Here is a 14,884-nt window from a genome sequence, read left to right on the forward strand (position 1 = left end):
CCGTGGTGGGCTACGACACCGATACCGCCGACACCTACGCGGCGGTCACACTCACCGCCGTTCGGCAGCCGATCGACCTCATCGCACGCCTGGCGCTGTCCCGCGTCCTGGATTCGGAGCAGACGCAGCCACCCGGCCCGCCGGAACCGATCGTGACCCATCTGGCGATCGGCGAAACCTGCGGCTGCGCAACCCGATAGGGCCGGGCCCGGTCCGGGCCCGGCTCACACCATCAGTGCTCAGCGTTCGTCCGGGTAGCGGCGATCGTCGTAGCGTCCCGGATCGGTGCCCTCGGTGTCGATGCGCTCCTTGCGCACGGTGTCGCCGACGGTCTCCTGTTCCTCGACCTCGTCGACGGCCAGGCGCACCCGCTCGACCGGCACCGTCTCCTTGTCCACGGTCACCCGGTCACGGTGCAGGGTGACTTCCTGTTCCTCGTCACCCAGAGAGGTCCGGCCGTACGCGCCGGCGTCGGTGACCGGTTCGCGTTCCACCCGGACCTCTTCGTGGCTGGTGGGCACCGTCACGGTCTGATCCTCGGTGACGACGTACTTGCGCAGGCGCGCGGTGCCGACCTCCTCACGCTGCGTATCGACGTTCAAGCGTTCCTCGGAACGGATCAGGCCCTGGTCGCCGGTGGGATCGGTGGCGGCGTGGCGGCCGGTCGGGGCGGCATCGGGACGCGCGGTCCCCTGCCCGTCGCGCATCGCCCGGCCGTAGGCGTCCCAGCCCGAGTGGTTCGGGTCGACGTGATAGTGGCGGAACAGCTGTTCCTCGCCCTCCCGGCTGATGTGCCCGTCCTGTTCGACGGCGGGCGCCGATTTGACCATTTCCTTGTCCACATTCACCCGCAACGCGTCGGACTGCGGATTGTGCTGCGCCCCGACCAGCGGGACCAGCGAATCGTGGCGGAACAGTCCCGTGGACACCGATGCCCAGGTCGGCGAACCGGTTTCGTTGTTGACGTAGATGTTCTTGACCTTGCCGATCTTGTCGTCGTGCGAGTCGTACACGGTGCTGTCCATCAGAGTGTCGAGCTGTCCGGTCATGGTTGCTCTCCTCTCGATCGGATGAGATGGATTCATCGGGGAATACGCCGGCGCGGGCCGGCTGTCGCCCCCCGGCAGCCCAGCATGTTCGGCTACACCTCGGCAGGTACCCGGCAATCATCCAGCGAAACCCGCATGGCGGACACGAAATGCGATTCGATCAAGATCGCGCCGGCCGATCGCCGGGCCGACGGCACCCTGGCCGCACACGCCCCACGACCGGATTAAGCTTGTGTCACCGTCGGATCCGGTCGACCAGCCGCCGATCACAGAGTCGCCGTCCGGGGGCGAATGCCGGGTGCGGGCGCGTCCCCGCCTGGAAAGACCGGGCCGCATGTCCCCACGCCGGTGATCGCCCAGCTACCGGCGGGCCGGAGCTTGACGATATCGCTCCCCTCTACGGCAACCCAGTAGGAATCGGCCACTTGGCGAGTTCAGGCCAACGGATACCCGCACCGCATATCTATCGCCGTCACGCCGCGAACCCCTTTGGCCGCCAGCAGTTTTCCGACCGATGCCATGGCCGCAGACCTGGCGCGTCCGCGCCCGCCGACAGGTAACGGCCCGAAGCGCCTCCGCCACGTGTCTCCGGGGCGAATACTGATCGGTGTCCCGGTGGCGTCATCACCGAGACACCGATTGTGCTGCATGTGGAGTTGCGATGAGGCTGCGAGTTTCGACCCTGACCATCCTCGCCGCCGTGGGCATCGCGGCCGCCGCATTCGCTCCCGCCGCCGCGGGGCCACCGCTGCCGGGCACGGTGGATCTGCCCTGTGCGACGACGACCCTGCACCAGGACGCCGCGTGGTATCGGCCCGCTCACACGCCACGCGGCCTGGTCTGGCTGCAGCACGGCTTCGCCCGCACGGAGGGCAACGTCGCCGCGCTCGCCGAAACACTGTCGGCCGCAGGATATCTCGTCTTCTCCCCCAGCCTGCCGTTCCTGAACCTCGACGGCTGCACCCTGCAGAATCTCGGCGACAACACCGCGTTCCTGGATCAGGTGGCCCGGTTGTTCGCCACCGCCGGCGATCCCACCGGCCCGCTGGCCACCTCCGCGGCCCGCGCCGGAGTCGGCCTGCCCGCGCTGCCGCGCCGGGTGGTGTTCATCGGCCATTCCGCCGGCGCCGAGGCCGTCGAATACGTCGCCCACCGCCTGCACGACTCCGATCCGGGCGCGTGGGCGAACCTGCGCGGGCTCGTCCTGCTGGATCCGGTGAAATCCTTCCTCGGCGACAACACCGATGTCGCACTCGCCGACCTCGCCGCCACCGACCTTCCCGTCCTCACCGTCTCCGGTCCGCCCGCGCTGTGCAACAACTTCGGCAGCGGAACCGCCGCCCTGCGGGCACATGTCCATCGCCGGTTCCTCGGCGTGCGCCTCACCACCGGCGAACACACCGACGCCGAAGGGCCCTCGAGCGATCCGCTGGGCGAATTGCTGTGCGGGACACCAGAATCGGGGAACGTGGCAGCTCTGCAGCAACTCGCCACCAGCTGGACCGGTGACTATTTCGAGGGCACCACCGACTATCCGGCCGACGCCGCGGCGGCCTTCGCCGCACACCTCGCCGTGCCCCTGGCCGGAGCCTGACGGAACCGGCGATCCGCCGCAACGCCCGGATTGCGCTCGGCGGCAACCGGTTCCGGCGAGGGGCCGGCCGCACAATCACCTAGTCGAGCGTCCAAAATATTCTTCACCTGCGAAAACATATGCGAGAGCAAGACGGCCGTACGGCGTTAACGGTATGATCACAGTGGGTTTACGGTCTCGCCACAACGGCCTCGGTACTCTGAAACGGTCTACAGCGACGTACGATTTCACGCTCACCGCACAGCAATTCATGCTACAAGGGGACGCTACGTGTCGAATCCTGTGTATGCCCGCGTTCTGGGCCCTTTGACCCTCGCCCTCGACAATCGCAATGCGACGCCGACCGCCCAGAAACAACGGCAATTGCTGGCCTTGTTGTTGATTCGGCATTCGACGGTGGTTCCGGTCACGACACTCATCGAAGAGCTGTGGAACGACGATCCGCCTCGCAGCGCGATAACGGTCGTGCAGACCTATGTCCTGGGAATCCGCAAGAAGATGGCGCAGTATCTGGAGGTCGATCAGGGCGAAATCGCGGACAGATATCTCCGCACCTGGAGCAAGGGTTATATGTTCGACGCCCAGGATTGTGTACTGGACGTGCGCGACTACCGCACGATGACCGATGCCGCCCGCTGCGCGTTGAATGCCGGTGACGATCTGCGCGCGGTGGATCTGTTCACCGCGGCCGAAGCACTGTGGACCGGTCCGGCGCTGCTGGACGTCGAGTGCGGCCTGCCCTTGTCGGCGGAGTTGTCGCATCTGGAACAGGTGCGGCTGACCGACCTCGAACTGCGCATCGAAGCCCAGCTGCGACTGGGCCGGTACCGGGAAGTCTGCCCCGACCTGGCGCGACTGACCGCGGAACAGCCCCTGCACGAGCGGCTGCAGGCGTACTACATGTACGCGCTGTGCCGTTCCGGCCGCCGTCATCGCGCCCTCGAGTCCTACCATGAATTCGCCCGTTCCCTGCAGCGGGAGCTCGGCCTGGATCCCTGCGTCAAATTGCGCCGATTACACAGCGACATCCTCAACGCCTCCGACGAATCGGTGACCCTGATGCTCGAACGCCGGCACGCCGGATATCTGATCGGCTGGCAGGCGGGCGCGGAACGCTCGGCCACGCCCGCCTGATCCGGCACCCTCATTCCGGGGCGGTACCCTCGAACATTTCCTCGACCAGAGCGGTCGTATGGGTACCGGCCCGGAATTTCGGCTGATCGAGGACGTCCAGCAGGAATTCGCGCGTGGTGCACAATCTTTCGCCGCCCACCCGGAATTCGGCCAGCGCCCGGTTCATCCGCGCTATCGCGGCATCACGATCGGGCGCCCACACGATAACCTTCGCGAGCAGCGAATCGTAGTCCGGCGGAACCGAATAACCCGCCCGGATATGGGTGTCGACTCGTGTGAACGGACCACCGGGCGCGATGAATTCGGAAATCCTCGCGGGCGTCGGCGCGAATCCGGCCGCCGGATTCTCGGCATTGATCCGGCATTCGATCGCGGCGCCCTTCGGCTGAATGCGATCCTGCGTCCATGCCAGCGGTTCGCCGGCGGCGATCCGGATCTGCTCGGCGACCAGATCGATACCGGTGACCATTTCGGTGACCGGATGCTCGACCTGAATTCGGCAATTCACTTCCATGAAGTAGTAGCTGCCATCCGAGTCGAGCAGGAATTCGACGGTGCCGGCTCCGGTGAAGCCGGCGGCGAGGACCCCGTCGACCGCGGAGCGGCCGATCCGGGCGGCCAGCCCGTCGGGCAGCCGCGGCGCCGGCGACTCCTCCACCAGCTTCTGATGCCTGCGCTGCACCGAGCAGTCCCGCTCGCCGAGATGGACACCCGCGCCGAAGGTGTCGCACAGCACCTGCACCTCCACGTGCCGGGCGCGGTCGAGATACCTTTCGACATACACCCGGCTGTCGCCGAAGAGCATGCGGGCCGTGGCCCGGGTGTCCCGGTAGGCCCGGGCGAAATCGGCGCCGTCGTGCACCACCGCCATCCCGCGCCCGCCGCCGCCGGCGACGGCCTTGATGATCACCGGATACCCGATCCGGTCCGCGAGCGCCTGCGCCTCATCGAATTCCAGAGCGTCGAGACTGCCCGGCAGCAGCGGCAGCCCGGCCTTGGCCATCAGCGTGCGTGCCGACTGCTTGTCGCCCAGCTCGGCCATGACATCCGCGGGCGGCCCGATGAGGGTGACCCCGGCGGCACGACACGCGTCGGCGAAATCCGGTGATTCCGAAAGGAATCCGTAGCCGGGATGAATGGCGTCGGCGCCGGTGATCTCGGCGGCTGTCAGGATGGCGGCGGCGTCGAGATAACTGCGTTTCGCCGCGGCCGGACCGATCCGCACCGCCTCGTCGGCGAAATCCACGACCGCCGAATCGTGGTCGGCCGCCGAATAGACCGCCACCGTGGGCACCCCCATCTCACGGCAGGTACGGGCCACCCGCAGCGCGATCTCACCCCGGTTGGCGATCAGAATCTTGTCGAACATCGCGCCTCCCTCACGCCGCCGAGCGGGCAGCCACCGGAACACCGAAGCGACGGAACCGGGCTCGCCGTTCGGCCGCCAACTCCTCGCCGCTGCGCCCGATCAAGGCCCGCAACGTCTCGGCCAGGGCGCGGTGCAGCCGCTCGGCCGCCACGCGCGGCACGGCACCGTCGTGGCCGGGCAGGACACCGTCGACGATGCCCAGCCGCAGCAGCTCGCGAGCGGTGATATGCAGTGCCGCAGCGGCTTCGGCCGCGGCGCTCGGATCGTTCCACACGATGGCCGCACATCCTTCGGGGCTGATCACCGAGTAGACCGAGTCGGCCAGCATCAGCACACGGTTGGCGACCGCGAGCGCCAGCGCGCCGCCGCTGCCGCCCTCGCCGATCACCACACTGATCACCGGAACGCGCAAGGCCGACATCAGGCGGATGTTCTCGGCGATGGCGACGGCTTGGCCCTGCTCCTCGGCGGTCGCTCCCGGATAGGCGCCCGGGGTGTCGATGAGCGTGACGACCGGCAGACCGAGCTTTTCGGCCAGGCGCATGAGCCGAGCGGCCTTGCGATATCCCGGCGGCGTGGGCATGCCGAAGTTGCGGGCCATGAGCTCCTTGGGATCGTGCCCCTTCTGCTGGCCGATCACCATCACCGGCCGGTCGCCGAGCCAGGCCGGACCGCCGACGACGGCGGGACAGTCGGCGCCGATGCGGTCGCCGCGCAGTTCGAGGAATCCGTCGAACGCGAGAGCCACATAGTCCAGGGCGGTGGGCCGGCTGATCTCGCGCGCCCGGCGGACCTGTTCCCAGGCCTCGGCCTCGGGCAGCGAATGCGGATCGGTGACGATCTCGGCCGCCGCACCCGGTTCGCCGGTGGGGTCGACCGGCCCCGCGATGCGCAGCAGCGCACCCAGCGTCGCGCGCAGGCCCGAGCGGGGCACGATCATATCGATGAGGCCGTGCTCGAGCAGGAATTCCGCGGTCTGGAACCGCGGGGGCAGTTCCTGGCGGATCGTCTGCTCGATGACCCGGCGCCCGGCGAAGCCGAGCCGGGCGCCCGGTTCGGCGATCAGCACGTCGGTCAGCGTCGCGAACGACGCGGCGACACCGCCGTAGGTCGGATCGGTGATCAGGCTGACGGTGAGGATGCCCGCGCGATCGAGCTGCTCGAGCGCGGCACTGGTCTTGGCCATCTGCATCAGCGACAGCGGCCCCTCCTGCATGCGGGCGCCGCCGGACGCGGTGATCAGAAGCAGCGGAATATGCTCGGCCAGAGCGTATTCCGCCGCCACGGTGATCATCTCTCCGACCGCGGTGCCCAGGCTGCCGCCGAGGAAGCGGAAGTCCATGGCGACGACGACGACCGCGGCGCCCTCGATGCGCGCGGTCGCGCACACCACCGCATCCCGCAGCCCGGTGCGCGCCCGCGCACCGGACAGCCGGTCGGCATACGGCACGACATCGTGGAAGTTCAGCGGGTCGTCCTCGGTGCCGGCGATCGGCAGCGGCTCGAACCGGCCCTCATCGGCCAGCTGGCGCAATCGCTGCTCGGCGGACAGGGTGGTGTGCCGGCCGCATTCACCGCAGACGCCCAGGTCACGGTCGAAACGCTTGCGATACAGGGGAATCCGGCAGCCCGGGCACAGTACCCAGTCCGCGGTGTGGGAGCTTGGCGGCGTCTTCACGGGGTGTCTCCTGTGCTCGATCGGCCACGGTCAGCCGGACCGCAGCGTCCGGTGTGCTCAGGTTCGCCCCGCGCGCTCGAGGACAGCTCGATCGCGGTGCTCGAGCGGGGCTAGAGCGGCCCGCTTCACCCTGATCGTGATCTCGGGGACTTTCGGGACTCTTCGGCGAGAAGGGACAACAGCTGTGTACGCCAATGCATTCGGAGGTTGGTTATGAACCGTCGCGTCGTCGTGACCGGGCTCGGGGTGCGTGCGCCCGGCGGCAACGGCAAGGACGAATTCTGGAAGTTGCTGTCGGACGGGCGCACCGCTACCCGCCGGATCAGCTTCTTCGACGCCTCCCCCTACCGGTCCCAGGTGGCGGGCGAGGCAGATTTCGACGCGGTCCGGGAAGGGCTGTCGCCCAGGGAGATTCGGCGCATGGATCGTGCCGCCCAGTTCGCGGTGGTGTGTGCCCGCGAAGCGGTGGCCGACAGCGGTCTCGGCGTCGACACGCTCGATCCGCAGCGTATCGGTGTCAGCCTCGGCAGTGCCGTGGCCGCGGCGACGAGTCTGGAGCAGGAATATCTGGTGCTGTCGGACTCCGGCCGCGACTGGGTACTCGACGAGAAACACGTCTCGCCCTACATGTTCGACTACATGGTGCCGAGTGTGATGCCGGCCGAGGTGGCATGGAGCGTGGGCGCCGAGGGGCCGGTGGCCATGGTGTCCAACGGGTGCACGTCGGGACTGGACTCGGTCGGGCACGCGGTGCAGTTGATCCGCGAGGGCTCCGCCGACGTGGTGCTGGCGGGCGCCGCCGATACCCCGATCACGCCGATCGTGGTGGCCTGCTTCGACGCGATCAAGGCGACCACGCCGCGCAACGACGACGCCGAGCACGCCTCGCGGCCGTTCGACAACTCGCGCAACGGTTTCGTCCTCGCCGAAGGGGCGGCGATGTTCGTGCTCGAGGAGTACGAGAACGCCCGCCGCCGCGGCGCGCACATCTACGCCGAGATCACCGGCTACGCGACCCGCTGCAACGCCTACCACATGACCGGCCTCAAGGCCGACGGACGCGAAATGGCCGAGGCGATCCGGGTGGCTCTCGACGAATCGCGGGTCGATCCCACCGCCGTGGACTACGTCAACGCCCACGGGTCGGGCACCCGCCAGAACGACCGCCACGAAACCGCCGCGGTGAAGCGCAGTCTCGGCGAGCACGCCTACCGCACGCCCATGAGCTCGATCAAATCGATGGTGGGTCATTCACTGGGCGCCATCGGTTCGGTGGAGATCGCGGCCTGCCTGCTCGCGCTGCAGCACCAGGTGGTGCCGCCGACGGCGAATCTGCACGAGCCGGATCCGGAATGCGATCTCGACTACGTCCCGCTCACCGCGCGCGACCACCGCATCGACACCGTGCTGAGCGTCGGCAGCGGATTCGGCGGCTTCCAGAGCGCAATGGTGCTGCGCCGGCCGCAGGGGGTGCCGGCATGAGCGTCGTGACGGGAATGGGCGTGGTGGCGCCCAACGGGCTGGGCCTGGACCACTTCTGGGATGCGGTGCTGGCGGGACGCGGCGCCATCGCACCGCTGACCCGCTTCGACACCACCGGATTCGGCGCGACGCTGGCCGGCCAGGTGGCCGAATTCGACGCCGGTAAGTATCTGCCGAGCCGGCTGCTGCCGCAGACCGACGTCTCCACCCGGATGGCACTGGTGGCCGCGCAGTGGGCCCTCGACGACGCGAAGGTCGACACCACCGCACTCACCGACTACGGCATGGGTGTGGTCACCGGAAACGCGTCCGGCGGTTTCGAATTCACCCACCGCGAATTCAACAAGCTGTGGTCGCGCGGCTCCGAGCACGTGAGCGTGTACGAATCGTTCGCCTGGTTCTACGCGGTGAACACCGGCCAGATCTCGATCCGCCACGGCATGCGCGGACCGAGCAGCGCGCTGGTCGCCGATCAGGCCGGGGGCCTCGACGCGGTCGGGCACGCCCGGCGCACCGTGCGCCGCGGCACTCCCCTGGTGGTCACCGGTGGCGTCGATTCGGCGCTCGACCCGTGGGGCTGGGTCTCCCACATCGCGGCCGGAACCGTCAGCACCGCAACCGATCCCGCGCGCGCCTATCTGCCGTTCGACGCGCACGCGGCGGGTAACGTGCCCGGCGAGGGCGGGGCCATGCTGGTGCTCGAGGACGCCGCGGCGGCCCAAGCCCGGGGCGTGCCCGACTGTTACGGCGAAATCGCCGGGTACGCGCAGACTTTCGATCCGCCGCCGGGTTCGCCGCGCCCGCCGGGACTGCAGCGGGCGATCGAGCTGGCGCTCGCCGATGCCGGACTGCGCAGCGACGACATCGATGTGGTCTTCGCCGATGCCGCCGGCGTGCCCGAGGCCGACCGTGCCGAGGCGGCCGCCCTCGACGCCGTCTTCGGTCCCGGCGGAGTCCCGGTGACCGCCACGAAACCGCTCACCGGGCGGCTGTTCTCCGGTGCGGGCCCGCTCGACATCGTCACCTGCCTGCTGGCCATGCGCGACGCGGTGATCCCGCCGACCGTGGCCACCACCGAACTCGCCGAAGGATGCCGGATCGACCTGGTCCGCGGCGAACCGCGCTCGGCCGACCTCGGCGCCGGGCTCGTCCTCGCCCGCGGGCGATGGGGTTTCAACTCCGCGGTGGTCGTTCGCGCGCACCCGCGCTGACCCCGCACAGCAATCGCAGTATCCCTTCGAACGCACTCAGGAGCACATCATGACCATCACCATCGACACCCTGCGCCGAATTCTGGTGGCCTGCGCCGGCGGCGACGAGGACGCCCCCGAACTCGCCGGTGACATCGCCGAGGTCGAGTTCGAGGAACTCGGCTACGACTCGCTGGCCCTGATCGAAACCGCCTCGCGCATCCAGCGCGAGTTCGGGGTGACGGTCCCCGAGGAACAGCTCATCGACGTCAAGACCCCGCAGGAGCTGATCGACATCGTCAACCAGCAGCTGGCGGGTGTGGCATGACGATCCGCACAACGCACACCCGGGTCGTCGAGGCGCCCGCGGACGAGGTCTACGGGCTGGTCGCCGACGTCGGCCGCTGGCCGGTGATCTTCGAACCGTCCGTGCTGGTACGGCATCTGCACCGCGGCGCCGACGAGGAGCGGTTCCGGCTGTGGGCGACGGTGAACGGTCAGGTCACCGACTGGACCTCGCGCCGGACCCTGGACCCGGCCGGGCGGCGCATCACCTTCGAGCAGGAACGCAGCCGGGCGCCGATCGCCTCCATGGGCGGGCAGTGGAGTTTCGACGAAACCGGCCCGCGCACAACGACTGTCACACTCGATCACCACTTCACCGTGGCCGAGGGTGTGGATCCGGACGTGATCACCGGCGCGGTCGACCGCAACAGCGTCACCGAACTGGCGGCGCTGGCACGGATCGCCGAGCTGGGGCATCCGGTCGACGACATCATCGTCACCTTCGAAGACCGTGTGACGCTGGATGCGACGGCAGCCGAACTCTACGACTTCGTCTACCACAGCGACCGCTGGCCCGACCACGTTCCGCACGTCGGCCGGGTGGATCTCACCGAAGACGCGGACGGGGTGCAGCTGATGGAGATGGACACCGTCACCGAGGGCGGTATCCCGCACACCACCCGGTCGATCCGGATCTGCGTCGCGGCCGAACGTATCGACTACAAACAGCAGCTGCCGCCCGCGATGCTGTTCGGGCACAGTGGCGCATGGGAATTCGCCGACGGCCCCGCCGGTGTGGTGGTCCTCGCCCGGCACACGGTGGCGATCAACCCTGCCGCCGCGCGCGAAATCCTCGGCCCCGACACCGGACTCGCCGAAGCCCGCGCCTATCTCGGTGAGGCCCTGGGCACCAACAGCCGCAACACCCTGCTGTGCGCGGCGCAGTACGTCGCGGCCCGCCGCGCCGAATCCGCGAAATCACCGTCATGACAGCGACCGGAAGTCCGCAGCTCGCCGAGCCGGTGGTGCACGAGGTCGCCGACGGTGTCTTCGCCTACACCCACGGCCACGGCGGCTGGTGCGTCAGCAACGCCGGCGTCGTCGCCGGGCCCGACGGTGCGCTGGTGATCGACACCCTCGCCACCGAGGACCGCACCCGCGGCCTGATCGAGCACGTCGATCGGGTCGCCGGCGGACCAGCGCGCACCGTGGTCAACACCCATCACCACGGCGACCACAATTTCGGCAACCATCTGTTCGGGCCGGCCGCGGTCCTCGTCGGTCACGATCGGATCCGCGCCGAGATGATCGAGACCGGGCTGGCTCTGACACAGCTGTGGCCGCAGGTCCGGTGGGGCGACGTGCGAGTCACGCCGCCGACTGTCACCTTCTCCGACCGGCTGACCCTCCACGTCGGCGAGCGACGCGTGGAGCTGATCCATCTGGGTCCGGCGGCGCACACCACCAACGATGTGGTGGCGTGGCTGCCCGCGGAGAAGGTGCTGTTCGCCGGGGATCTGGTGATGTCGGGCGCGGCGCCGTTCTGCTTGTTCGGTTCGGTCGCCGGCACCCTCGCCGCGATCCGGACACTGTCCGAGCTGGGCGCGGAAACCGTTGTGGCAGGCCACGGCCCGGTGACGGGGCCGGAGATCTTCGATCAGACGACCCGGTATCTGGAATGGATCGACAGGTTGGCGCTCGACGGCCGGGCGTTGGGGCTGACTCCGCTCGGCATCGCACTCGAGGCCGATCCCGGCGAGTTCGCGGATCTGGTGGATGCCGAGCGGGTGGTCGGCAATCTTCATCGCGCCTATGCCGAGGCGGACGGCGCGGCACCGGGCGCGCCGCTGGATGTGCTCGCCATCTTCGACGAGATGGTCGGCTACAACGACGGCCGGGTACCGACGTGCCTGGCCTGAGCGAGCGAGAGACGGCCACAGTCGAGACCGTCGATGTGTGCGTGATCGGCGGCGGACCGGCGGGACTGGTCGCCGGTGTATTGCTGGCCCGGTCCGGGGCGAAAGTTCTCGTGCTGGAGAAGCATCCGGACTTCCTGCGCGACTTCCGCGGTGACACCGTCCACCCGTCGACGCTGACGGTGATGGACGAACTCGGGCTCGCCGACGAATTTCTCCGGCTGCCGCATGTGCGGGCTCCGCGGCTGCCGATGGCGACCGCGCTGGGGCCGGTCGTGTTCGCCGACTTCGCCCGGCTGCCCGGCCGGTTCCCGTTCGTGGCGTTCATGCCGCAGTGGGACGTGCTGAACTTCCTCGCCGAAACCGGCCGCCGGTATCCGGGATTTCGTCTGCTGCAGCGGGCGGAGGTCACCGCACTGCTCGAGTCCGGCGGCGTCGTCGACGGCGTGCGTGCCGCCACCCCGGACGGTCCGGTCGAGGTGCGGGCCCGTCTCGTGATCGCCGCCGACGGACGGAATTCGTTGGTGCGCACCAGTGGCGCGCTCGCGGTGGCGGCGAGCCGGGCGCCGATGGACGTGTTGTGGTTCCGGGTGGGCAAACCCGAGGGCGAAAGCCTGCCGACCGTGCGCAGCGGCAAGGGTTTCTTCATCGTCTGCATCGATCGCGGCGACTATCTGCAGGTCGCCTACATGATCCCCAAGGGCGGTTTCGAGACGATCCGCGCGGCCGGCCTGCCCGGGTTCCGGGCGCAGCTCGCGGCGATCTATCCGGCACTGGCGCCGGGGCTCGAGACCGCGATCCGCGACTGGGACGATGTGAAACCGCTCGACGTGCGGGTGGACCGGCTGCGGCACTGGTGGCGCCCCGGCCTGCTGGCCATCGGCGATGCCGCGCACGCGATGTCGCCGGCGGGCGGCGTCGGTATCAATCTGGCGGTCCAGGACGCGGTCGCCGCCGCGCGACTGCTGGCGCCGACCCTGGCCGCGGGCGGTGTGCCGAGTCTCGCGCAGTTGCGCGCGGTGCAGCGCCGCCGCGAATTCCCTATGCGCGTGGTGCAATTCGCGCAGTTGCGTCTGCTCGCCGATCTGTATCCGAACGCGGGGCGCCCCAGCACCGACAAGCCGTTGCTGGCCCGGTTGCTGCGTCGCTTCCCCGGCCTCTCGCACGTGGTGGCACGGGTGATCGGCCTCGGGATCCGGCCCGAGCACGTCCCGCCGGCACACGGCGACCATCTCATCGTTTCCAGTACCTGAATTCCCAGAACCTGATTTCAGCACCCAGGAGGACCTGTCGTGTCGACCTATCTCCTCGTTCACGGCGCGTTTCACGGCGGCTGGGCCTGGCAGCGGGTGACCCCGCTGCTCACCGCGGCCGGCCACCGTGTCTTCGCGCCCTCACTCGCCGGCATGGGCGAACGCGCCGACGAACTCACCCCCGACGTGGGACTCGATACCCACGTCGACGATCTCGCCGAACTGATCCTCGCCGAGGATCTGCGGGAGCTGATCCTGGTGGGCCACAGCTACGCCGGAATCGTGGTCACCGCGCTCGCGGACCGGTTCCCGGACCGCATCGCCGAGCTGATCTACGTGGATACCTTCGTGCCGCGAGACGGCGAAGCCGTCGCCGACATCATGCCGGAGATGGTCGAGGCGTTCACCACCGCGGCCGCGGCCGTCGGGGACGGCTGGCGGGTGCCGCCACCCACCGAGCCGATGGGCGACAGCGGCATCAACGGCATCACCGAGGAACCCGACCTGAGCTGGGTGGCCTCGATGCTGACGGCCCAGTCGCTGAAGACTTTTCACCAGCCGCTGACCCTGCGCAATCCGGACGATCTGGCTCTCGTTCCCGTCACCCACATCCACTGCAGCGAGGGCGGCGAGGCCTTCAAGGCGATGCGCGCGGCGATGCCGCGGACCCTTCCTCCTGCGGACCTGCCCAGCGAACGGCTGAAGATTCTGCCGACCGGGCACGACTGCATGATCACCATGCCGCGTGAATTCGCCGAACTGCTACTGCAATCGGCGGCTCAGCGTTCGCCCGCGTCGTAGGCGGCGCGGGCCGCCAGCACCTGCGCCAAGTGCTCGTTCGACCACCGCGCGAGACCGTCGAACAACGGAGTCAGGGTGGCGGCCAGCGCGGTGGCCGCGTACTCGACGCGTGGGGGGACCTCGGGATGGTAGGTGCGCTGCACCAGCCCGTCGCGTTCGAGCTGACGCAGCCGCTGGGTCAGCACCTTGGGCGTGACGCCCGGAATGCGTTGCTGCACTTCGTTGAACCGCATCCGGCCGTCGTGGATCAGCACCCACAGCACCTGGGTGGACCAGCGGCCGAAGAACAAATCGACCACCGGCGAGATCGGACAGGGATCGGCGACAGGGGGCGGCGTGACAGGCGTCATGATCACTCCTAGGCACTTTCCATTTGGTAACTACTATACTTTGGAAACTACTGTGTGACCAGAAGCCTTTACCGGCGCGAGAGGAGCACAGTGATGACTGCGACCGCACCACACGGAAACCTTCGCCTGCCGAGGCGGCGCGGCGAACGCCCGCTCACCCGGCCCCACAATCCGCATCAGCAGCTCACCCAGAATCCGGACGTCCGGCTGCAGGAAGCGCTGTGGGCGCGCATGATCGCACTCGACGGTGTGCTGGCCGCCCGCAGCGCGGTCTCGCTGCCCGACACTCGTGCCCTGCATCTGCATCCCGATCTCGCGCACGGACCCGAGGACGCCTTCCTGGCCGGCACCGAATTCGTGCACCTGCACGGGCACGCCGACGGCAGCCTGCATCTGCGCCTACCGGAAACCGCTGCCGCCGAAGCTGTTTCGGCCGGCTGGGCCGAACAGCATCCGATGGCCCGCGCCGGCGTCCTGCCGGCGACACTGCTGATGGTCTACGGCCCCCGCGACGCCGACGAACTGGAACAGGTCTGGCAGCTGGTACGCGCCTCCTACGACTACGCCCGCGGGAACGCTCGAGCATGATTCGAGCGACGGCACGCATCGTGAGGCCCATGACTGCGACTGATCTCGTCGGCACCTGGGAACTGGTGTCCTACTACGACATCGACGACGCGGACGTGCGCAGCGAGGGGCCGCTCGGCCCCGNGCCGCGCGGTCTGCTGATCTACACCGCACAGGGCTCGGTCTCGGTGAGCATGATGCGCACCGGCGACACCA

16 protein-coding genes are annotated in these 14,884 nt (G+C 68.8%); 12 read left to right on the plus strand and 4 right to left on the minus strand.

The features are described from left to right. Positions 1-200 (plus strand): LacI family DNA-binding transcriptional regulator (locus tag RJ03_RS28410; RefSeq protein ID WP_036508168.1); only part of this gene is annotated, 200 nt, incomplete at its 5' end. A 39-nt stretch (positions 201-239) separates the two neighbouring features. Here the strand turns inward: RJ03_RS28410 and RJ03_RS28415 are convergent. Beyond that, positions 240-1,049 (minus strand): DUF2382 domain-containing protein, encoded by an 810-nt coding sequence (locus RJ03_RS28415; protein ID WP_036508171.1) that lies wholly within the window; start codon positions 1,047-1,049, stop codon positions 240-242. Between the two features lie 661 nt (positions 1,050-1,710). Here RJ03_RS28415 and RJ03_RS28420 point away from each other — a divergent pair. Together RJ03_RS28420 and RJ03_RS28425 are read left to right on the plus strand one after the other, a co-directional pair. Further along, a complete protein-coding gene (locus tag RJ03_RS28420) occupies positions 1,711-2,643 on the plus strand; it encodes an alpha/beta fold hydrolase (protein ID WP_051025348.1) in 933 nt (310 codons plus the stop codon). Between the two features lie 270 nt (positions 2,644-2,913). Then, positions 2,914-3,777, plus strand: coding sequence for an AfsR/SARP family transcriptional regulator (locus RJ03_RS28425; protein ID WP_083871389.1), 864 nt, complete (start codon positions 2,914-2,916; stop codon positions 3,775-3,777). Positions 3,778-3,787: 10 nt separating this feature from the next. On the opposite strand, the gene RJ03_RS28430 is transcribed toward RJ03_RS28425, so the two are convergent. Together RJ03_RS28430 and RJ03_RS28435 are read right to left on the minus strand one after the other, a co-directional pair. Further along, positions 3,788-5,146: an acetyl-CoA carboxylase biotin carboxylase subunit gene (locus RJ03_RS28430; protein ID WP_036508194.1), complete on the minus strand. Its 1,359-nt coding sequence runs from the start codon at positions 5,144-5,146 to the stop codon at positions 3,788-3,790. 10 nt (positions 5,147-5,156) lie between these two features. Continuing rightward, positions 5,157-6,824, minus strand: a complete 1,668-nt coding sequence (locus tag RJ03_RS28435) for an acetyl-CoA carboxylase carboxyl transferase subunit (protein WP_036508174.1) — start codon at positions 6,822-6,824, stop codon at positions 5,157-5,159. 213 nt (positions 6,825-7,037) lie between these two features. On the opposite strand from RJ03_RS28435, the gene RJ03_RS28440 reads away from it, so the two are divergent. Genes RJ03_RS28440 through RJ03_RS28470 form a run of 7 tightly spaced genes read left to right on the plus strand, consistent with a single transcriptional unit; the run spans position 7,038 to position 13,751 of the window. Further along, entirely contained in the window at positions 7,038-8,306 is a 1,269-nt protein-coding gene (locus tag RJ03_RS28440) for a beta-ketoacyl-[acyl-carrier-protein] synthase family protein (protein WP_036508177.1), read from the plus strand. Next, positions 8,303-9,517: a ketosynthase chain-length factor gene (locus tag RJ03_RS28445; RefSeq protein WP_036508180.1), complete on the plus strand. Its 1,215-nt coding sequence runs from the start codon at positions 8,303-8,305 to the stop codon at positions 9,515-9,517. Before RJ03_RS28440 ends, RJ03_RS28445 begins: the two co-directional genes overlap by 4 nt. Before the next feature lie 49 nt (positions 9,518-9,566). Then, a complete protein-coding gene (locus tag RJ03_RS28450) occupies positions 9,567-9,824 on the plus strand; it encodes an acyl carrier protein (RefSeq protein ID WP_030515841.1) in 258 nt (85 codons plus the stop codon). Continuing rightward, positions 9,821-10,771, plus strand: coding sequence for an aromatase/cyclase (locus RJ03_RS28455; RefSeq protein WP_036508183.1), 951 nt, complete (start codon positions 9,821-9,823; stop codon positions 10,769-10,771). The genes RJ03_RS28450 and RJ03_RS28455 overlap by 4 nt, the downstream gene beginning before the upstream one ends. Continuing rightward, positions 10,768-11,700 (plus strand): MBL fold metallo-hydrolase, encoded by a 933-nt coding sequence (locus RJ03_RS38540; RefSeq protein WP_051025351.1) that lies wholly within the window; start codon positions 10,768-10,770, stop codon positions 11,698-11,700. Before RJ03_RS28455 ends, RJ03_RS38540 begins: the two co-directional genes overlap by 4 nt. Further along, the gene (locus RJ03_RS28465; RefSeq protein WP_245552406.1) at positions 11,688-12,950 is read left to right on the plus strand and encodes an FAD-dependent oxidoreductase; all 1,263 of its coding nucleotides are present in this window, start codon (positions 11,688-11,690) and stop codon (positions 12,948-12,950) included. Before RJ03_RS38540 ends, RJ03_RS28465 begins: the two co-directional genes overlap by 13 nt. A 39-nt stretch (positions 12,951-12,989) precedes the next feature. After that, on the plus strand, positions 12,990-13,751 hold the full coding sequence (locus tag RJ03_RS28470) for an alpha/beta fold hydrolase (protein WP_036508186.1): 762 nt from the start codon (positions 12,990-12,992) through the stop codon (positions 13,749-13,751). On the opposite strand, the gene RJ03_RS28475 is transcribed toward RJ03_RS28470, so the two are convergent. Then, a complete protein-coding gene (locus RJ03_RS28475; RefSeq protein ID WP_036508201.1) occupies positions 13,730-14,101 on the minus strand; it encodes a winged helix-turn-helix transcriptional regulator in 372 nt (123 codons plus the stop codon). The genes RJ03_RS28470 and RJ03_RS28475 overlap by 22 nt on opposite strands. 93 nt (positions 14,102-14,194) lie before the next feature. On the opposite strand from RJ03_RS28475, the gene RJ03_RS28480 reads away from it, so the two are divergent. Both RJ03_RS28480 and RJ03_RS39105 read left to right on the plus strand, forming a co-directional pair. Continuing rightward, a complete protein-coding gene (locus RJ03_RS28480; RefSeq protein ID WP_036508188.1) occupies positions 14,195-14,689 on the plus strand; it encodes a luciferase domain-containing protein in 495 nt (164 codons plus the stop codon). Between the two features lie 29 nt (positions 14,690-14,718). After that, the coding region (locus RJ03_RS39105) for a lipocalin-like domain-containing protein (RefSeq protein WP_167332022.1) at positions 14,719-14,884 on the plus strand (166 nt) is incomplete at its 3' end.

This window comes from Nocardia aobensis NBRC 100429, assembly GCF_000308375.1.
In the GTDB taxonomy this organism is placed as follows: domain Bacteria; phylum Actinomycetota; class Actinomycetes; order Mycobacteriales; family Mycobacteriaceae; genus Nocardia; species Nocardia aobensis.